Origin of the sequence: Quadrisphaera setariae (assembly GCF_008041935.1) — a bacterium.
Taxonomy (GTDB): Bacteria; Actinomycetota; Actinomycetes; order Actinomycetales; family Quadrisphaeraceae; genus Quadrisphaera; species Quadrisphaera setariae.
On sequence record NZ_VKAC01000008.1, the window covers coordinates 114,059 to 132,934 of the forward strand.

Sequence of the window (18,876 nt, forward strand, 5' to 3'; positions counted from 1 at the left end):
TCACGCGCCGAGCATCGCCCGAGCCATCCGGGCGATCTCCCGCGTCGCCGGTGACAGCACCGCTCCCCTGCGGCTGACCAGCGCCACGGTGTCGTAGAGCGGCTCCGCGAACGGCACCACGTGCAGCCCCTCAGGGAACACCGCCGACTGCGTCACCGCCTTCGCCACGAAGGTGTCCCCCAGACCGCGCGCCACCAGCCGCAGCGCCGTCTCGACGTGCTCGACCTCGATGCTCGCCTCCAGGGACAGGCCGGCCAGCTGCGCCCTCTCGGCCAGCTGGCGGCGCGTGGGGTCGCGCCAGCCGTAGTGCGCGTCATAGAGCACCAGCCGCGCCGCGGCCACGTCCGCGATCGACACCGGCCCCGCCGCCCGCCCCGGGTCAGCACTCACCCACAGCACCTCGTCGCGCAGCAGCGGCACCACGTCCAGCCCGTCGTCGTCGACAGGCAGCACAGCCAGCCCCGCCTCCAGTTCGCCGGAGACCACAGAGGCGGCCACCTCCACCGAGTTCTGCCCCACGAACCTCGCCCGCACCGCGGGGTACCGCGTGTGGAACTGCTCCACCAGCCCCGCCAGGGCGTAGTGGTCGGCGTTGCGCAACAACCCGAACGAGGCCGTCCCCCCGCCCAGCGCTCCGAGCGCCGCCACCGCCCGCGCACCGGCGTCGGCAGCCGTCACGGCCTGCTCCGCGTACGGCGCCAGCTCGCGACCCGCCGCCGTCACCACCAGCCGGCGAGCCCCGCGGACGAAGAGCTCGCCGCCGGACTCCTCCTCCAGCCGGCGCACCAGCTCCGAGACCGACGCCTGCGTCATCCCGAGCTCCCGGGCCGCGCCCGTGAAGCTCCCCGTCCTGAGCGAAGCGAGGAACGCCCGCAGTTGCACCAACGTCACGCCGGCCAGTATTCACAGGGGAACCCTGTGCTTCACACAAGACGTCGCCCTCTTGTCCTGGTGATGCGCGTCTCCCTACCGTCGCTGACGTGCTCTCCACGCCTGCCGTCCTCACCTCCCTCGCCGGCCGCTTCACCGTCCTCAAGGCCCCCGCCGTCGACGCCCCGCCCGCCCAGCACGACCCCGCCGTCGCCAGCCGCGTCCGTCAGATGCTGCTCGACATCGAGGCCGGCGGCATGGACGCCGTGCTCAAGCACGCCGCGGAGCTGGACCGCTGGGACGGCCGCGACGTCGAGCTCTCCCCCGCCGAGGTCGCCGCCTCCGGCGACGCTCTCCCTGCCGATCTCCGCGAGGCCATCGAGCTGGGCGCCCGCCGCACCCAGGCCTTCGCGAAGGTCCAGCGCAGCCACCTCGTCGACGTCGAGACCGAGCTCGAGCCGGGCCTCGTGGTCGGCCACCGCTACATCCCCGTCGGACGCGTCGGCGCCTACCTGCCCGCCGGCCGCTTCCCGCTCACCGCGAGCGCGTTCATGACGGTCGGCGTCGCCAAGGCCGCGGGCGTCGGCGACGTCGTCGCCTGCACCCCGCCCCAGCCCGACGGCAAGGCGAACCCGGCGGTCGTCTACGCAGCGCACGTGTCCGGTGTCGACAGGGTCTTCGTGCTCGGAGGCGTCCAGGCGCTGGCCGCGATGGCGTTCGGGCTGGTCGGCGACGGCCCCGTCGACATGCTGGTCGGCGCCGGCAACGCCTACGTGGCCGAGGCCAAGCGGCAGCTGTTCGGCCGGGTGGCCATCGACCTGCCCGCCGGTCCCAGCGAGGTGGCGGTGATCGCCGACGAGACCGCCGACCCGGTGCTCGTGGCCGCGGACCTGCTCGGCCAGGCCGAGCACGGGCCCACCTCCCCCGCCGCGCTGGTCACCACCTCGCAGGAGCTGGGCGCCGCCGTCGTCGCGGAGATCGAGAAGCAGCTCGCCACCCTGGCCACCCGCGACATCGCCGGACCGGCCTGGCGCGACTTCGGCTCGGTGCTCGTCGCCGACGACCGCGAGACCGCCGCCACCCTCATGGACGACCTCGCCCCCGAGCACCTCGAGGTCCAGACCGCCGACGACGACTGGTACCACGACCGGCTCCGCAACTACGGGTCCCTCTTCATCGGGGAGGCGTCCACAGTCGCCTACTCCGACAAGGGCATGGCCGGCACCAACCACGTGCTCCCCACCGCTGGCGGCGCCAAGCACAGCGCGGGCCTGTCGGTCTCGCGCTTCCTCAAGCCGCTGACCTACCAGCGCATCACCCAGCAGGCGACGCCGCTGCTGGCCGAGGCCGTGCAGGTCATCTCCGACTCCGAGGGCATGGCCGCCCACAGCGCCACCGCCACCCTGCGCACCGCGCGCTGGACCGCCTGAGTCCGGCCGGGCTCAGCGGGCCCCGGGCCCAGCCCCCCCGAACGCCCCCGCCGTCGGTTGATCCCCCCAGCCCGGCGGCGGGGGTCCCTCCCCTCCACGCCAGACCACCCGCAGCACCCCGTGCCCAGACCTCCAGGAGCGCCATGAGCACCAGCACCTCATCGACAGGCACACCGCCCTCGTCGTCGTCATCGACCGGTGGCCTCAAGCGCGAGCTCAAGGTGGCCGACGCCGCCGCCTTCTCCGTCGGCCTGATCGGTCCCGTCGGCGTCATGGCGCTGCTGGGCGCAGGCGCGGCCGGCATCCTCGGCCCGGGCGCGACGTGGGCGTTCGTCTTCGCGCTCGTCGCCGTCTCGCTCGTCGCCTACGGCTTCGTGAAGCTGTCGCGCCACATCTCCCACACCGGGTCGGTGTACGCCCTGGTCGGCATCACGCTCGGCCCGCGGTCGGGCTTCGTCGCCGGGTGGGCGCTGTTCTTCGCCTACGTCACCATCGGCGCCGGCTCCGGCATGGAGATCGGCTTCTTCCTCGACCAGCTGCTCGACAGGTTGGGGGCGGGGTTCAGCGTCGACTACGCGCTGGTCTTCGTCGTCGCGCTGGCTGTCGTGCTGGTGCTCGCGCGCCGCGAGGTGCACGTCATCACGCGGTCGCTGCTGTACGCCGAGCTCATCGGCGCAGCGCTCGTGACGCTGCTGAGCGTCGTCATCCTCGTGCGCCTGGCCACCAGCACCGCTCCGGGCGGGCGCGGTCTGAACGCCGACTTCCTCAGCCTCCCCTCCGGCACCGGCGTCGCGACCATCGCCGCCGCCGCGGTGTTCGGCTTCCTGGCGTTCGCGGGCTTCGAGGGCGCCGCGGCGCTCGGCGAGGAGACCCGCGAGCCCAAGCGCGACATCCCCCGTGCCCTGAAGATCGCCATCGTGGTGGTCGGCGCCTTCTACCTGCTGTCGATCGTCGCGCAGTCCCTCGGCTACGGCACGGACGAGGCGGGCACCAAGGCCTTCTCCTCCGCCGGGGCGCCCTACCTCGACCTGGGCACCGCCTACGTCGGCGCGTGGCTGGGCGACCTGCTCACCGTCGCCGCGATCGTCAGCCTCTTCGCCATCTTCCTGGGCACCGTCTCCGCGGCCGCGCGCATCCTCTTCGCGCTGGCGCGCGACACCGGCAGCCAGCGCAGCATCGCCCGGCTCTCCCCCACCGGCGCGCCGTCGACGGCCCTGGTGGTCGCCGGGGTGCTCACGCTCCTCGTCGTCCTCATCGAGCGGCTGTCCGTCACCTCCGGCGCGCTGAACGCCACGTACTACGCGCTGACCATCGGGACCATCGCGCTGCTGGTGGCGTACGTGCTGGCGACCGCCGGCGCGATCCGCTTCCTCTTCTTCCGTGGCGCGGCGAAGGCCCCGAGGTGGCAGGTGGTGGTGCCGGTGCTCGGCCTGGCGCTGGTCATCTACACGATCTACCGCAACGCCGTCGGCCTCGAGGCGCCCTACTCGTGGTTCCCGTGGGTGGTGCTCGCATGGCTGGTGCTCGGGGTGGCGATCTCCTACGCGCCCGGGCTCGCCGGCCGGGTCCGCGCCAACCTGGAACGCTCCCAGTCATGAGGACGACGACGACGAGGGTGGCGGCGTGCCAGCTGGCTCCCGCTATCGCCGACCTGCCTGCCAACGCCGAGGTGTCGGCGGCAGCGGCGCGGGCGGCGATCAGCGAGGGCGCGGACGTCGTCGTCCTGCCGGAGCTGGTGACGTCGGGGTACGTGTTCACCTCCCGCGAGGAGGCGCGGACGGTGGCGGTGACGCCGGAGCACGGCGTCTTCGCGGCCTGGGCCGCGGCGTGCACCGCCCGCGAGGGGGCCGTGGTGGTCGGCGGGTTCTGCGAGCTCGGCGACGACGACCTGCTCTACAACTCCGCCGCGGTGGTCGACGCCAGCGGCGTGCGCGCGGTCTACCGCAAGGCGCACCTGTGGGACCGGGAGAAGCTCGTCTTCACCCCCGGCTCCGCGGCGCCACCCGTGGTGGACACCGCGCACGGCCGGATCGCCGTGATGGTCTGCTACGACCTCGAGTTCCCCGAGTGGACCCGCACCGCCGCGCTCGCTGGGGCCGACCTCATCGCCGTGCCGACCAACTGGCCGCTCGTCCCGCGCCCGGACGGTGAGCGCGTGCCGGAGGTGGTCATCGCCATGGCGGCGGCACGGGTGAACCACGTGGCGATCGCGTGCGCCGACCGGTCCGGCACCGAGCGCGGGGTGGACTGGAACGAGGGCACGAGCGTCGTCAGCTCCGACGGCTGGGTGGTGTCCGAGGTGGGCACCGGCACCGGGGTGGCGTGGGCCGACCTGGACCTGACGGCGTCGCGCGACAAGCGGCTGACCGAGCACGCACACCTCATGAACGACCGCCGCCCAGACCTCTACCGGGCGGTCTCCCCTGCCTCCTGACCCCTGTCCCCTCAACGATCAAGGAAGTCAGCGCCACGAGCGCACGGCCCCTCCGGCCCAGGACCGACCTCAGACGCCCGCCAGAGACGGCTCGAGCGGTCGCTGACCCGGCTTCGCCGGCGCGATGATCGTCGCGCTGCCGGAGGTGCCCAGGGCATCGCCTAGCACCTGGCAGCGCTCCAGGCCGAACCGGTGCCAGTAGGCAGCGGTCCAGGCGCAGATCGCGGCGTCCAGCAGGTCCTCGCGGTGCTTGTACGGCCCCTCAGCCGTCGGCGAGGGCGCGTCGACGAGCGACGCGGTCACCGGGTGGCTCGCCAGGTCGAGCGGGACCGGGGCGTCCACGAGCGCCGCCACCCGACGGATCAGCTCGTCGCACTCCTGAGCGCGCAGCTGGCTCCACTCGCTCGAACGCACGCTCCTCGGCTTCCGCTTGTAGCGGGGCCGCTCCTCGTAGCCGAGCTCGTCGACGCCCACGATCGCCGTGTACGGGTAGCACTCGCTGATCACGCGACCGCTAGCTGCCGGGCCGTTCCACCCGGCGTCATACCGCCAGCCCCGCTCCTCCAAGGCCGCCCTGAGCCGTAGCCCGGCGTCGTGCGGCGAGGTGAGGCTCGTGCTGTTGGCGAAGACCTGCGAGCGCCAGTACCGCTGACCCACCTGCTTCTCGCAGGTCCGCTGTCCAGTGGGGTTGTCGACCACGAGCGGCGCGTCGACGAAGGCGAGGACGTCCTCGCCCTCGACGCGATCGTCGACCCAGCTCACCACGGCCTCGACACCGCGGCACCAGCCAGCGTCCAGCACGCGGCCGTGGTCGTCGAGGAGCACGAGCGCTGTCTCGCGGGCGGGCCGGGCAGCTGTGTGCACGCCCCAGGCGAGGTCGATGCCGAGGAAGCGTTGAGCGGTCACCCCACGAGCATCAGTCGGTGGAGCAGACCAGCGGCAGGTGACTCACCCGCCCGGACCCCGTTCGAAGTGTTGCGAGGCGGCCGCCACCGGTTCTCCGCCCACGCCCGGGTCCGCACGGCACCCGCCCGGAGGGACGCCTCAACCGTTCGCCTCGTCTCAGCGGCAGCAGTCGGTGGTAGATGCCGGATGTCGGTGGTGGTGGGCAGCCTGGTCCCATGTCAAAGGAACGTCCGACGTGACCTCGCCCGGCCTCGACCCGGCTGCCCTGCGGGAAGCCGCCGCCCAGCTCGGCCTCGACGTGGAAGACCGCCCGGTCCTCGAGGCGTGGGCCGCCATCGGGGCGACCCACCTGTACTGGCGCAACACCGCCCTGGAGGACTGGCACGCCGGACCGGACAGCCGGATCAGTGACGCGGAGATGTTCCGGATCAACGTGTCCACGACGCGCATCTTCCGGACAGCTCTCCGCGGCGTGGCCGACATCGATGCTCTCGAGCAGGGGCTCGAAGGAGCCCTGGCCGTGGCCTTCCACCCGCTGCGCGTGCTGCCCGGCGGCCGCAACCTGCTGGACCTGGGAGCCGAAGAGACCGAAGACTTCATCGACGTGGCCGAGGTCCGGGTAGCGGGCCTCATCGACATCGCCGACGAGCACGGCGTGGACACGGCGCTCCTGGCGGTCGCCCTGGACGGGCGGCTGTCCTGCCACCACTGGTGGGGCTCGCCCCTCTGGCCCGGCGTGGTCGACGTGGTGATGAGGAGGCTGGGGGACCCTGACGACGACTGCTGGCAGCGCCTCCAGGGCCGGCCCGTCCCGGCTGAGGTCCACCGAGCTCAACGCCTGCGGTGGCTGCTGCTCGACTCGCCGGACGCTCTGGCCATCGAGACGGTCGACTTCCTCATCCACCAGCTCGGCATCGGCTTCATCACGGCCGTGGAAGGTTGACGTCGGCGTCGACGATCGCGACTCCCACGGCAGCCTCCCCTCGGTCAGGAGGAACGACGCCGCCACCTCGAAGCGCCCCACCCCTGCAGGCGCGCCGCTCGCGCGCGGAGGCTCGGCGGGACGAGTCCCGCACCACCGGTGCTGAGTCAGCCGCCGGACGGGTCCGCGAGCACGTCGAAGCTCTTGACGCGGCGCAGGGACAACCGTGTGCCTCGAACGTCGAGATCACCGACGACCACCACGCGGAAACCCTCCGTGTGGGCACGGATGGCGTCGCGGTAGTCGTCCTCGGACAGGTTGACGGCGTAGCGGCGGGCGACACCGCTGTCGTCATCGACTCCCTCCACCGTCACGTCGCCTGCCCCGTGCGCTCCCGAGCGGGCGAGGCGCACCACCAGACCCGTCACGGTCACGCCATCACGTGAGCGTCGCTCCCGCAGGTACGTCGCTGCCTCGGCGAGCACGGCCTGGTGGGCGGGGGTGACCGTGAACACCGAAGGAGGGGCGGAGGTCGTCCCCCACAGCGGTGTCTGCGCGAGTCGCAGCTGGTACCGGTGCGCTCGACCCTGTCCCCGCCCGAGCTGCGCCAGAGCGTCGAGCTCCGTCGCGTTCCCGGTGTCCGCCGCGTTCTGCGCGAACTGCGTGACGTCACGGTCTCCGGCACCGATCTGCGTGGCGAGGGCGGTGGCTCCGGCGGCGACCGCTCGCACCCTGTCGGTGATGCGACGGGCCAGGGGTGGGCCGGTCTCCAGGTCGAGCGTGTCGGACGTGCGCTCATCCCCGGGGAGCTCGACGTCAACGACGAAGCTTCCGGCGCGGGTGCTCACCTGGGCACGGCTGACGTACGCCTCCACCTGTTGCGGACGGCGGGGCGGCAGCACCAGCGGGTCATCCGTCTCCACGCCGACTGCAGCACCGACCACCAGGTTGCGGACGGCGACCAGCAGATCCGGAGCCGTCGCCAGGGAGACCTGACCGTCGAAGGCATCCGCCGGCAGGCGCACCGAGAGCCGGTCAGCACCTTCGGTGGCGACGTCGTGGCGGACCTCGTCCAGGCTGCGCCGTTCTGCCCAGGCCACGACGCGCAACGACTTCTCGATGAGCTCCGCCGCGTCGGCCAGCGACGGGTTGACGGGAAGGACCACCTGCAGACCAGGCTCTGCGGTCTCCCTCTGAGGCGGCAGCCACAGCGCAGTCCGGTCATCGGTATCGGCAGCGCGCCACGACGTGCGCTCGAGGTAGCGTGCGACTGCTTCAAGCCGGTCGGAGACCTCAGACATCGTCATCACCTCCTCTCCACGGATCGACGTCGGCAACGGGGGTCGGGGTGCGAACTCCGTGCTGGAGCAGCAACCCTCTCAGCCCCTCCGGGTCGACCACCTGCGAGCCGGGCAGCGTCACGCTGACGGTCGAGGCGTTGGACGTCGGCTCAGCACCCTCGAGAGAAACCCAGCGGGCTCTGCCCACCAGCAGCGTTCCGCCCTCGGTGACCCGCACCCTGGCCAGGTCCTCCCCGGGCAGAGCCACGACGACGAGAACGCGTCGCACCGCGTGGTCGGTCCTCCTGAGGAGGTCGTACGTGCTGACGTCCAGGTCGTAGACGAGGTCGCCTGAGTCCGTCACGCGAGCGGACACCGTGGTCTTCACCTGGGCCTTGACCGTCGGGTACGCCGTACCGGGCACCACCTCGGGCAGCACGATCTCGATGTCGGCCTTCTCGAAGTCGAGCGTGAGCGGACGCCCGTGGAGGAGCTTGGCGCCGGAAGCGACCACCTGGAGCCACTGCTCACCGAAGTCGCCCGAGAAGGCGTTGTCGGCGCTGGAGGACACGAGGTGATCGTGCACCCCTGCACCGACAGCGGTCGAGCGGGCTCAGCCGCCGGTGTGGGACAGGCTGGACGTTCGTCTCGACCTCGACCGAGAGTCACCGCACCGGAGCTCCAGGGTGAAGGACGGCTACTCAGCGCCCTCACCCTCGAAGAGATCGATCACATCCCAAGGTGGTACCGGTACCGCCGTCGGCCGCCAAGGGCTCTGCGCGCCTCTGGTCTGCGAGGTCCACCGCGGACGCGGTGATGGACGGGATCTCGCCGGGTCTCTGCGACTCGTCAGCGCTCCGGGGTGCTCCCCCGCAGCACCACCTCACCGCGCACCCGCTCCACGCGCACGTCCCCGTCGTCGGCGGCGGTGAGGGCCAGGTCGACGGCGTCCCGCCCGATCTGCTCCAGCGGCAGGCGCACGGTGGTCAGCGCCGGCGTGACGTCGCGCAGGGTCTCGATGTCGTCGAAGCCCGCCACGGCCATCCGGTCCGGCACGGTCACCCCGCGCTCGCGCAGCGCCGCCATGGCACCGACGGCCATGACGTCGTTGACGGCGAACAGGCAGTCGACGTCCCAGCCGCGCTCCACCACCTCCAGGGCTCCGGCGTGGCCGCCGTCCCGCGTGAACGGCACGTGCAGCACCCGCTCGGAGGTCAGCGGCAGCCCGACCGACTCCAGTCCCGCCCGGAAGCCGTCGAGACGGTCCTCGGAGGTGAGCAGCCCCGGCGGCCCCGCGAGCACCCCGAAGCGGCGGTACCCCAGCCCCCCGAGCTCAGCGGCCAGGCGGTGCGCGCCGTCCCGGTTGTCCACCACGAGCGTGCTCGCCGGCAGCCGCTGCTGGCTGACCACCGCCACCCGGCCGCCGCTGTCGCGGAAGCCGGTCAGCGCGGCGGCCAGCGGGTCAGCGGCGCCGTCACCGGTGCTGTGTCGGCTCCCCGCGATGATGATCGCGGTGGCGCGCTGCGCCCGCAGGGCCGTCACGTGCTCCAGCTCGCGCGCCGGGTCACCGCCGGTGGCGGCGAGGGTCACCACGAGGCCGCGCTCCTCGGCGGCCTGCATGACCCCGGCGGCGATGCTGGAGAAGTACGGGTCGGAGATGGTGGTGACCAGCAGCCCCACCACCGTGGTGCGACCACGCGCCATGGCCTGCGCACTGGGGTCGGCGCGGTACTCCAGCACGCGGGCGCTCTCCTGCACGCGCGCGGCCAGGTCCGGTCGCACCACCCGGGAGCTGCCGTTGAGGGCCCTCGACGCGGTGGCCAGCGACACCCCGGCGTGTCGCGCGACGTCGGTGAGCGTCGCGGCCGACGTCTCTGTCCTGCGTGCCATGCGCTGATGTTCGCAGAACACGACGACTCGGGAAACGCTTACCGTCGTCGTCTGCACCGTTTGAGGCTGGACGGGGTCGATCGGCAGGGCTGAACGGAGGCGTGGTGGAGAGCAGGGGCGCACGGCTGGAGATGCATCAGGAGAACGGGCAGGTCGTCGTCGTCCTGACCACCGAGGACGGCGACGACAGCGGAGCCGGCGGCATCGAGCTGCTCCGCTACGTCCTCGACGACCCGAGCGACCCGTGGGAGTCACCCAAGCCGCACCTGCACCCGCTGCGCACGACGAGCGGCGCGGTCGTCACCGACCACCGCCCCGACGACCACCGCTGGCACAAGGGGCTGGCGGTCACGCTCACGCACGTCACCCCCGAGCGCGGAGCGCCGCAGAACTTCTGGGGCGGCAACACCTACGTGCCCGACCAGGGGTACCTGCCGCTGGAGGAGGTCGGGTCCGTCCGCCACCTCGGGTTCGAGCACGCCGCGGTGACGGCGGACGGGCAGAGGGTCGAGCTGGACCAGAAGCTGCAGTGGCTCACCCACGGCGGCGCGGAGTGGTTCTTGGAGCGGCGCTCGCTCGTGGTGCACAGCGCCGACCGCGGCGCACCCGACCGGCCGGGCACCTGGGCGCTGGACCTCGTCAGCGACCTCCTCAACACCTCCGGCCAGGAGCTGCGGATCGGCAGCCCCACCACCCTGGGCCGACCGGCAGCCGGGTACTGCGGACTGTTCTGGCGCGGGCCGCGCTCCTGGACCGGAAGGCCGGTGCTCTCGCCGGCCGGCGAGGTCGCCGAGGACGTCGCGATGGGGTCGCCGTCCGAGACCACCCCATGGCTGGCGCTGAGCGGTCCGCGCGACGGGGTGGACGGCGAGGAGGGCAGCGGCGGCACGGTGGCGCTGGTGGCCGACCTCTCCGCCGACGTCCCCGGACGCGCGGGCGCTCGGACGGACTGGTTCGTGCGCTCGGCCGAGTTCCCCGGGATCGCGCCCTCGCCGGCGTTCTCCACCGAGGTGGTGCTCGCCCCGGGAGAGCACCTGCTGCTGGCCCACCGGGTGCTCGTCGCGGACGCGCAGCTCACCGCGGAGCAGGTCGCCGACGCGCTGGCCGCCCTCCCGGGAACACCTTGACGGGTCGCTGCACCGTCGGGCAGGGTTGCGGTAAGCGTTTTCCCGCGCTGCCGAGCTCTCCGACGATGGAGGTCACCCCGTGACGACGACCGCCCCGGCGCCCAGCGCCACCACCCGCCGCCTCGACCAGCCGGTCGGCCAGCGCACGGTCGGGGTCATCCTCAACGGGGCCTCCGGCCGCATGGGCTACCGCCAGCACCTGGTCCGCTCGATCCTGGCCATCCGAGACTCCGGCGGTCTGCTCCTCGCCGACGGCAGCCGCGCCCAGGTCCGCCCGGTGCTCGTAGGCCGCAACCGCGCCAAGCTCGCCGAGATCGCCGCCCGCCACGACGTCGAGGACGTCTCCACCGACCTCGACGAGGTGCTCTCCGACGACGCGTTCGGCGTCTACGGAGACTTCCTCGTCACCAGCCAGCGCGCGTCGGCGCTGCGCCGGGCCATCGCCGCCGGCAAGGCGATCTACACCGAGAAGCCCACCGCGGAGACCCACGCCGAGGCCGTCGAGCTGGCCGAGCTGGCGCAGCGCGCGGGCGTCAAGAACGGCGTCGTCCACGACAAGCTCTTCCTGCCGGGGCTGCTCAAGCTCAAGCGCCTCGTCGACTCCGGCTTCTTCGGCCGGATCCTGTCCGTGCGCGGCGAGTTCGGCTACTGGGTGTTCGAGGGCGACTGGCAGCCGGCGCAGCGGCCCAGCTGGAACTACCGCGCGCAGGACGGCGGCGGCATCGTCGTCGACATGTTCCCGCACTGGAACTACGTGCTGGAGCACCTCTTCGGCCCCGTCGAGGCGGTCTACGCCCGCGCCGTCACCCACATCGACTCCCGCGTCGACGAGGCCGGGCAGCGCTACACCGCCACCGCCGACGACGCCGCCTACGGCATCTTCGAGCTGGCCGGCGGCGTGGTCGCCCAGATCAACTCCAGCTGGACCACCCGCGTCCACCGCGACGAGCTGGTGGAGTTCCACGTCGACGGGACGCACGGCAGCGCCGTCGCCGGCCTCTTCCACTGCGAGGCGCAGCCCCGCGTGGCCACGCCCAAGCCGGTGTGGAACCCGGACCTGCCCGACCCCATCGACCACCGCGCCGCGTGGACCACCGTCCCCGACAACGCCGAGACCGAGAACGGCTTCCGCGCGCAGTGGGAGGGGTTCCTGCGGCACGTGCTCGACGAGCCGGGCCACGAGACCTACCCCTTCGACCTCGCCTCCGGCGCCCGCGGCGTGCTCCTGGCCGAGCTGGGCCTGCGCTCCTCCCGAGAGGGTCGCCGGCTCACCGTCGCCGACGAGGTGCAGGCGTGAGCGCTCTCGGCTCGGCCCCCACCGCCGTCCTGCTCGCCCCGGACGGCACCACCCGCACGATCGCGCTGCGCGAGGCGCCCGCGTTCACGCGCCCCACCAGCCCGATCACCGTCCGCACGGCGTACGCCGCCGCGCACGTGGTGCCGCGCGTGGCCGCGGAGAACACCCCCGGCAGCCCGGCCGACATCGACTGGGACGCCACCCTCGCCTTCCGCCACCACCTGTTCGGCTGGGGCCTGGGCGTCGCCGACGCCATGGACACCGCCCAGCGCGGCATGGGCCTGGACCCTGCCGCCGTCCGCGAGCTGGTGACGCGCTCCGCCGCGGCCGCCCGCGAGGCCGGCGGCTCGGTGGTGGTCGGGGTCAGCACCGACCATCTCGAGGAGGCCGCTCCCTCCCTGGACGCCATCACCGACGCCTACTGCGAGCAGCTGGCGCACGCGGAGGACGCCGGCGCCGGCGTCGTCCTCATGGCCTCCCGGCACCTGGCGCGCGTGGCCGAGGGCGCGGGCGACTACGAGCGCGTCTACTCCCGCGTCATCGCCCGCGCCGGCGCGCCCGTGCTGCTGCACTGGCTCGGCACCGCCTTCGACCCGGCGCTCGCCGGGTACTGGGGCTCCGACGACGTGCCCACCGCCTCCAAGACCGTGGTGCGCATCATCGAGGACGCCGCCGGCCTGCCCGGCGCGGTCCGCGGCGTCAAGGTGAGCCTCCTCGACGCCGACGCCGAGGTGGCCCTGCGCCAGCTCGTCCCCGCGCCGGCGCGGGTCTTCACCGGGGACGACTTCCACTACGTCGACCTCATCGCCGGTGACGCATCTGCTGACGGAGCGGTGGGCGGGCACTCCGACGCGCTGCTCGGCGCGTTCGCCGCCGTCGGCCCGAACGCCTCCGCGGCGCTGCAGGCCCTCCAAGGCGGCGGTGAGGAGGGTGAGCGCGAGTACCGGCGCATCCTCGAGCCGACCGAGGCGCTCTCGCGGCAGGTCTTCGCCGTCCCGACCTACTACTACAAGACGGGCGTCGCGTTCCTGTCGTGGCTCAACGGTCACCAGGCCTCCCCCGCGATGGTCGGCGGCCTGCACAGCGCCCGCTCCCTGCCGCACCTGTCCGAGCTGGTCCGCCTGGCCGACGCCGCGGGCGCCCTGGAGCAGCCCGAGCTGGCCGCGCAGCGCTGGGCCGCGCTGCTCGCCGTGCACGGGGTGGCCTCATGACCCCTGAGACGAGCACGACGACGAGCGCGCCCGCCCCGCAGGTGTCCCCGCGGCTCTCGCTGAACTCCGCCACGGTCAAGCGCGCGGGCCTGCCCCGCGTCTTCGAGGTGGCGGGCGAGGCCGGCATCGGCGCGGTGGGGCTGTGGCGCGAGGAGGTCGCCGAGGTGGGCCTCGACGTCGCGGTGAAGCAGCTGGCGAGCTCGGGCCTGCGGTTCTCCTCGCTGTGCCGCGGCGGGTTCTTCACCATGCCGGAGGGCACGGAGCGCCGGGCCGCCCTCGACGACAACCGCCGCGCCGTCGACGAGTGCGCCGCCCTGGCCGCAGCCGGCGCTCCCGGCTCGGCGGCGGTGCTCGTGCTCGTGGTGGGCGGGATGCCAGCGGGCAGCAAGGACCTGCCCGCCGCGCGCGCTGCCGTCGCGGACGCCCTCGCGGAGCTGGCCCCGTACGCCCTCGACGCCGGCGTGACGCTGGCGGTGGAGCCGCTGCACCCCATCCACTGCGCCGACCGCGCGGTCGTCTCGACGCTGGAGCAGGCGCTCGACCTCGCGGCGCCGTTCGACCCGCGGGCCGTCGGCGTCGTCGTCGACACCTACCACCTGTGGTGGGACCCCCGGGTGGCCGAGGGCATCGCGCGCGCCGGCAGAGAGGGGCGCATCGCCAGCTTCCAGCTGGCCGACGCGATGGTGCCCATCGCTTCCGACGTCCTGCTCAACCGCCACCTGCCCGGCCACGGCGTCGTCGACCTCGCCCCCCTCGTCGAGGCCGTCGCGGCCACCGGGTACACCGGTGACGTGGAGGTCGAGGTGTTCAACGCCGACGTGTGGGCCACCGACCCGCTGGAGGTGGCCCGCGCCACCGCCGCGAGCGTGAGGCACCTCGCGCTGTGAGCGTCCCGCTCCCCACCGCGGCGCAGCGCGACGAGGAGTTCGCCGCTGCGGTGGCCTCGGCGCTGGCGGACGACGTCGCACGGGTGCTCGCCGAAGACCCGGGCGAGGCTGCCCGGCTGGCCCACCGGCCGCTCGCCGCGCGCGTGCGCGCGCTCGTGGTGGCCAGCGTCCTCGGCGTCGGTGGCTCCGCAGAGGAGCTGCTCACACGGGCGCTGCCGCTGCTGGCGGCGCTGCGGGCGCGGCAGAACCCCAGCGGGCTCTTCGCCGGCGGCGACAACGTCGACTCACCTCCCGACTCGGCCTTCAGCATCAACGACCTCGCCGACGCCGCGCTGCTCCTCGACCGGTGGGACGCCCCTGCGGGAGCGCCCGCCAGTGCCGCAGCGCGGGTGCGCGAGGGCCTGGCCGAGCTGCTCGATGCCCTCACGCCGCCGCTGCTGGTCGGCGGGGTGCACACGCCCAACCACCGCTGGGAGCTCTCGGCGGCGCTGGGCCGCCTCCTGCGCCTCAGCCCTCCTGAGCCGACGGCGAGCGCGCTGCGCACGCGGATCGGGCAGTGGCTGGCCGAGGGCGTGGACGTCGACGCCGACGGCCTGTTCTCCGAGCGCAGCGCCAACTACGCCGCCGCCGTGTCCGACCCGTCGCTGCTGCTGCTTGCGGACGTGCTGGACCGGCCGGACCTGCTCGCCGTCGTCGAGAGCAGCCTCGACGCCCTGCTCGACCTGCTGCTGCCCGACGGCGCGGTGGAGACCGTGCACTCGCGCCGCCAGGACCAGCGCCGCTCCGACTTCCCGCTGGCCGCGTTCGCGGTGCCGCTGCGCGCGGTGGCGGTGGCCACCGGCCGCGGTGACCTCGCCTGGGCCGCCCGCCGTGCCGTGGCGCAGGGCCTGCACGCCGCCGGCTCTCACGACGACCTCGACGGCGCCGCCGCAGCCGCCGCCCTCCTGCTCGACCCGCGGGTCGGCTCGCCGCTGCCCGCCGACGCTCCCCCGCCGACTCGCCGGCGGCGCACCTTCGGGTGCGGGCTCGTGGTGGACCACCGCCCGGGGGCGGCCGTCGTGGTGGCGGCGAACAGCGACCACGCCGAGCACCGGCGCATCTGCTCGGGCCTGGCCGTCAACCCGACGGTGCTGCGGGCCCTGGCCGGCCGCGCCGTGCTGGACTCGGTGCGCCTGAGCCGAACGTTCTTCGGCCTCGGCCCCTTCCGCCCCGCGGACCTCGGCCAGGGCGGCGAGACGCTCCACCTGCGCGAAGAGGTCAGCGCCGCCTACTACCAGCCGCTGGCCCCGCCGCTGCTGGACGCGGACGGCGTCTACGCCGTGCAGGACGACGGCCGCTTCAGCGCCGCGATGGCCTTCGCCCAGCGCGAGCGCGACGAGGTGCGGCTGACCACGTCCGTCGACGTGCTGCTCACCGACGGCGGCGCGGAGCTGGTGGTGGACGTGGTCTCGGCGCCCGCCGGGCCCAGCGTCGACTGGCTGCTGGAGCTCGCGCTCCGCCCAGAGGCAGACGGCCGTCTCGGAGCCGGGTCGGCGGAGCAGTTCGTGGCGCTGCCCGACGGTCGTCACCTGCTGGCCGGTGAGCCCGGTGCGGTGGCCACCTGGACGGTCGGCGACGACGCGCTGCGCGTCGAGGTGGTCGAGGCCTCCGGCGCACTCACCGCCGCCGGAGCCACCGCAGCGCCCGGCGGCGTCGCCGCCTACGAGCCGGGTGAGGACTACGGCCACCTCGGCGGCACCGACGCCATGGGCGCTCGTGGCAGCGAGCTGCTGGTGCTCGCGGGCAGCACGCCCTCGCGCCTGCGGCTGCGCGTCGAGCTGATGCCTGGCTTCCGGACCGGCGATCACGAGCTGGCGCAGCGGCCGTGACGCTGCCGCGGATCGTCGTCGTCGGCGTCCACGGGTACGGCGCCAACCACGTGGCCACCGCGCTGCGCCTGCAGCGGGAGGGCCGCGCGCGGCTCGTGGGGCTGGTGGACCCGAAGGGTGGCCCGGTGGTCGCGGACGGCGGCGCGGTGGTGCCGGACACCGACCTCCCGGCCCGCTGGCCGGACCTCGACGCGCTGCTCGCCGACCAGCCCGTCGACGTGGTGGTGGTCGCCACTCCGCTGCACACGCACGCCGCGCTGGGCCGTCAGGCGCTGGAGGCGGGCGCCGACGTGCTGCTGGAGAAGCCGCCCGTGACGCGGCGCGAGCAGCTGGCCGAGCTGCTCGCGGTGGAGTCCGCGAGCCCGGGCCGGGTGCAGGTGGGCTTCCAGGCGCTCGGGTCAGCGGCCCTGGCCGCCGTCGGCGCTGCTGTGCGCGACGGGTCACTGGGCGAGGTGCGGCGCATCTCGGCGCGCGGCAGCTGGACCCGCGACGCGGCGTACTACGCCCGGGCGCCGTGGGCGGGGCGGCGGACGCTGGGCGGGGTCGACGTCGTCGACGGGGCCCTCACCAACCCCTTCGCGCACGCCGTGGCCGATCTGCTGCACCTGGCGGGTCTGACCGGCGCCGACGCCGTGGCGCGGGTGGAGGTGGAGCTCTTCCGCTCCCGCGACATCGAGGCCGACGACACCGCGGCGCTGCGCGTGGTGGCCGCTGACGGCACCCCGGCGGCGGGCGTGCCCGTGGTGGGGGCGTTCACGCTGGCAGGACCAGCGGACGCGCGCCCCTGGGTGCAGGTGACCGGTGCGCGGGCGTCCCTGCGGCTGCACTACGACGTCGACAGGGTCGAGGTGCTCCCGGGCACCGACAGCACCGACAGCTCAGGCAGCCCAGGGGCAGCCGGCGCGGGTCCGCTGCCGGACCTCCTGGAGCGGCCCGGGCTGGCCGGCCAGCACCCGCGCAGGGGGCTGCTGGAGGACCTGCTGGCCCGGCGCACCGACGGCGGTCCGCTGCTGGCGCCGCTGGCGGCCACCGCCGGGTTCGTGGAGGTGGTGGAGGCCGTGCGGGCCGCCACCGTGACGGCCGTCGACCCGGCGCACGTGCGCTGGGAGGGCGTGGGCGGCGCACGCCGCCCGGTGCTGGAAGGCGTCGACGCGGCCCTGGACGCCGTCGTGCACGGCGACGGCGGGCTGTTCCGCGCCACCGGCGCGCGCTGGGCGGGATGAGCACCGACGTCTCCTGGCCCCCGCCCGCTGAGACCTCTTCGTGACGGGCCGGATGTCAGGACCTCCCTTGACGCGGTAAACGCTTTCCTCGTACGGTCCAGCATCAGCAGGTCGCGACGGCGCGACAGCCGGACGGAGGGGATCACCCGTGCAGATGACGACGTTCCGAGGGGGCCGCAGGGCGCTCGCGCTGCTGGCCGCCGGCCTCGGCGCCGCCCTGGCGCTCAGCGGCTGCGGAGGCTCCGGTGGCGACGACGCGGACACCGGCAGCGGTGGCGCGGCGAAGTCCATCGACTTCTGGCTCTCGGCCAGCGACGCGCAGGCGAAGGGCTACTACGACCTCGCCAAGGACTTCCAGGCGAAGACCGGCACCACCGTCAACATCACCAACGTCCCCTACGACGGGTACGTCACCAAGCTCAAGCAGTCGGCGCAGGCGAACGCCCTCCCGGACGCCGCGAACGTGCCCTCGATCGACCCGATCTGGGTCAACTCGCTGCAGGACCTCAAGGACGTCGCCGAGGACCCGGCCAACAAGATCGACAGCAAGTACGTCGTGACGTCGACCGAGGGCGCCAACTCCGGCAAGGTGCTGAGCATCCCCAGCGACGTCACCGCGTCGGGGATGTTCATCAACAAGAGCCTGTGGGACGAGGCCGGCGTCGCCTACCCGACGGACCCGAGCCAGACCTGGACGTGGGACCAGTTCCTCGCCGACGCCACCAAGGTCCGCGAGGCCACCGGCGCCAAGTACGACCTGACCTTCGACAACTCCCCCTCCCGCCTGCGCGCGTTCGTCTACGAGCACGGCGGCAACTACATGGAGCAGCAGGAGGACGGCTCGTTCGCCCCGAACGCGCAGACCACCAGCGCCCTCGAGAAGTTCGTGGCGATGAACGACGACGTCGTCATGCCGAAGTCGGTGTGGACCTCCGGCGCCGACCCGAACGCGCTGTTCAAGAGCGGCCAGGTGACCGCGTACTGGTCCGGCGTGTGGCAGGTGGCCGACTTCGCCTCCTCCATCACCGGCTTCGAGTGGGCCTCGGTGCCCACCCCGGCCCAGCCGACGCAGGCCAGCGACGTCAACGCCGGCGGCGTGGTGGTCGCGTTCGACAACGGCGGTGCCAAGGCCGAGGTCGCGAAGGCGTTCGTGAAGTTCATGTACGACCCGGCCAACTACACCAAGCTCGTGGCCACCAACGGCTACCTGCCGGTGGAGACGGGCCTGAGCCCGCAGTACGGCTTCACCACCCCGGCGGCCACCGCCGCGTTCGACCTGTACCTCAAGGAGATCGAGCTGTACGACCCGATCTCCACGACCTTCTACAAGTCCCAGCTGCAGTGGGCCCTGGAGGGCAAGAGCCTCACCACGGACCCGACCAAGGACGAGCTGGCCAAGACCATCAACGGCCAGCAGGACGTGGCCACGGCGCTGAAGAACATCACCGCCGGCTACGAGCAGCAGGTCGGCGGCAAGAGCTGACGCGCTGAGCCCCACCCCGGCTGCCGCCGGGCCGGACCGGTCCAGGAG

General features: G+C 73.6%; 16 protein-coding genes. 11 read left to right on the plus strand and 5 right to left on the minus strand.

The annotated features are described in order from the left end of the window. On the minus strand, window positions 1-891 hold the full coding sequence (locus FMM08_RS14390) for a LysR family transcriptional regulator (RefSeq protein ID WP_147927072.1): 891 nt from the start codon (window positions 889-891) through the stop codon (window positions 1-3). Between the two features lie 89 nt (window positions 892-980). Here FMM08_RS14390 and hisD point away from each other — a divergent pair, with 89 nt between their 5' ends. The 3 genes from hisD to FMM08_RS14405 all read left to right on the plus strand — a co-directional run bounded on the left by hisD (window position 981) and on the right by FMM08_RS14405 (window position 4,734). After that, a complete protein-coding gene (gene hisD / locus FMM08_RS14395; protein ID WP_147927073.1) occupies window positions 981-2,300 on the plus strand; it encodes a histidinol dehydrogenase in 1,320 nt (439 codons plus the stop codon). A 143-nt stretch (window positions 2,301-2,443) separates the two neighbouring features. Continuing rightward, window positions 2,444-3,898 carry an APC family permease gene (locus FMM08_RS14400; RefSeq protein WP_147927074.1) on the plus strand — a complete coding sequence of 485 codons (1,455 nt, stop codon included), beginning with the start codon at window positions 2,444-2,446 and terminating at the stop codon, window positions 3,896-3,898. Continuing rightward, complete coding sequence (locus FMM08_RS14405; protein WP_147927075.1) at window positions 3,895-4,734, plus strand: nitrilase-related carbon-nitrogen hydrolase; 840 nt, start codon at window positions 3,895-3,897, stop codon at window positions 4,732-4,734. The genes FMM08_RS14400 and FMM08_RS14405 overlap by 4 nt, the downstream gene beginning before the upstream one ends. Window positions 4,735-4,803: 69 nt before the next feature. On the opposite strand, the gene FMM08_RS14410 is transcribed toward FMM08_RS14405, so the two are convergent. Further along, window positions 4,804-5,640, minus strand: a complete 837-nt coding sequence (locus FMM08_RS14410) for a DUF429 domain-containing protein (RefSeq protein WP_147927076.1) — start codon at window positions 5,638-5,640, stop codon at window positions 4,804-4,806. Between the two features lie 235 nt (window positions 5,641-5,875). Between FMM08_RS14410 and FMM08_RS14415 the strand changes: the two genes are divergently transcribed. Continuing rightward, on the plus strand, window positions 5,876-6,583 hold the full coding sequence (locus FMM08_RS14415) for a hypothetical protein (protein WP_147927077.1): 708 nt from the start codon (window positions 5,876-5,878) through the stop codon (window positions 6,581-6,583). Between the two features lie 146 nt (window positions 6,584-6,729). Here FMM08_RS14415 and FMM08_RS14420 read toward each other — a convergent pair whose 3' ends face one another. From FMM08_RS14420 to FMM08_RS14430, 3 genes are all read right to left on the minus strand, one after another. Further along, window positions 6,730-7,899, minus strand: a complete 1,170-nt coding sequence (locus FMM08_RS14420; protein ID WP_147927078.1) for a hypothetical protein — start codon at window positions 7,897-7,899, stop codon at window positions 6,730-6,732. Then, complete coding sequence (locus FMM08_RS14425; RefSeq protein WP_147927079.1) at window positions 7,856-8,413, minus strand: DUF4365 domain-containing protein; 558 nt, start codon at window positions 8,411-8,413, stop codon at window positions 7,856-7,858. The genes FMM08_RS14420 and FMM08_RS14425 overlap by 44 nt, the downstream gene beginning before the upstream one ends. 278 nt (window positions 8,414-8,691) lie before the next feature. Continuing rightward, on the minus strand, window positions 8,692-9,732 hold the full coding sequence (locus FMM08_RS14430; RefSeq protein ID WP_147927080.1) for a LacI family DNA-binding transcriptional regulator: 1,041 nt from the start codon (window positions 9,730-9,732) through the stop codon (window positions 8,692-8,694). Window positions 9,733-9,836: 104 nt separating this feature from the next. On the opposite strand from FMM08_RS14430, the gene FMM08_RS14435 reads away from it, so the two are divergent. The 7 genes from FMM08_RS14435 to FMM08_RS14465 all read left to right on the plus strand — a co-directional run bounded on the left by FMM08_RS14435 (window position 9,837) and on the right by FMM08_RS14465 (window position 18,828). After that, window positions 9,837-10,859: a DUF6807 domain-containing protein gene (locus FMM08_RS14435; protein ID WP_222710789.1), complete on the plus strand. Its 1,023-nt coding sequence runs from the start codon at window positions 9,837-9,839 to the stop codon at window positions 10,857-10,859. A gap of 181 nt (window positions 10,860-11,040) precedes the next feature. Further along, window positions 11,041-12,156, plus strand: coding sequence for a Gfo/Idh/MocA family protein (locus tag FMM08_RS14440; protein WP_147927181.1), 1,116 nt, complete (start codon window positions 11,041-11,043; stop codon window positions 12,154-12,156). Beyond that, window positions 12,153-13,367, plus strand: coding sequence for a DUF993 family protein (locus FMM08_RS14445; RefSeq protein WP_222710790.1), 1,215 nt, complete (start codon window positions 12,153-12,155; stop codon window positions 13,365-13,367). Before FMM08_RS14440 ends, FMM08_RS14445 begins: the two co-directional genes overlap by 4 nt. Continuing rightward, window positions 13,364-14,254, plus strand: coding sequence for a sugar phosphate isomerase/epimerase family protein (locus tag FMM08_RS14450; RefSeq protein ID WP_147927081.1), 891 nt, complete (start codon window positions 13,364-13,366; stop codon window positions 14,252-14,254). The genes FMM08_RS14445 and FMM08_RS14450 overlap by 4 nt, the downstream gene beginning before the upstream one ends. Continuing rightward, window positions 14,251-16,122 (plus strand): hypothetical protein, encoded by a 1,872-nt coding sequence (locus FMM08_RS14455; RefSeq protein WP_147927082.1) that lies wholly within the window; start codon window positions 14,251-14,253, stop codon window positions 16,120-16,122. Before FMM08_RS14450 ends, FMM08_RS14455 begins: the two co-directional genes overlap by 4 nt. Further along, window positions 16,119-17,345 (plus strand): Gfo/Idh/MocA family protein, encoded by a 1,227-nt coding sequence (locus FMM08_RS14460; RefSeq protein WP_147927083.1) that lies wholly within the window; start codon window positions 16,119-16,121, stop codon window positions 17,343-17,345. The genes FMM08_RS14455 and FMM08_RS14460 overlap by 4 nt, the downstream gene beginning before the upstream one ends. 154 nt (window positions 17,346-17,499) lie before the next feature. Further along, a complete protein-coding gene (locus FMM08_RS14465) occupies window positions 17,500-18,828 on the plus strand; it encodes an extracellular solute-binding protein (protein ID WP_147927183.1) in 1,329 nt (442 codons plus the stop codon). Window positions 18,829-18,876 lie beyond the last annotated feature (48 nt).

Excerpts from the sequence above, each read along its gene's own strand:
- FMM08_RS14400 (WP_147927074.1), top strand. The coding sequence starts at position 2,444 with ATGAGCACCAGCACCTCATCGACAGGCACACCGCCCTCGTCGTCGTCA.
- FMM08_RS14405 (WP_147927075.1), top strand. The coding sequence starts at position 3,895 with ATGAGGACGACGACGACGAGGGTGGCGGCGTGCCAGCTGGCTCCCGCT.
- FMM08_RS14430 (WP_147927080.1), bottom strand. The coding sequence starts at position 9,732 with ATGGCACGCAGGACAGAGACGTCGGCCGCGACGCTCACCGACGTCGCG.
- FMM08_RS14440 (WP_147927181.1), top strand. The coding sequence starts at position 11,041 with ATGGGCTACCGCCAGCACCTGGTCCGCTCGATCCTGGCCATCCGAGAC.
- FMM08_RS14450 (WP_147927081.1), top strand. The coding sequence starts at position 13,364 with ATGACCCCTGAGACGAGCACGACGACGAGCGCGCCCGCCCCGCAGGTG.
- FMM08_RS14465 (WP_147927183.1), top strand. The coding sequence starts at position 17,500 with ATGACGACGTTCCGAGGGGGCCGCAGGGCGCTCGCGCTGCTGGCCGCC.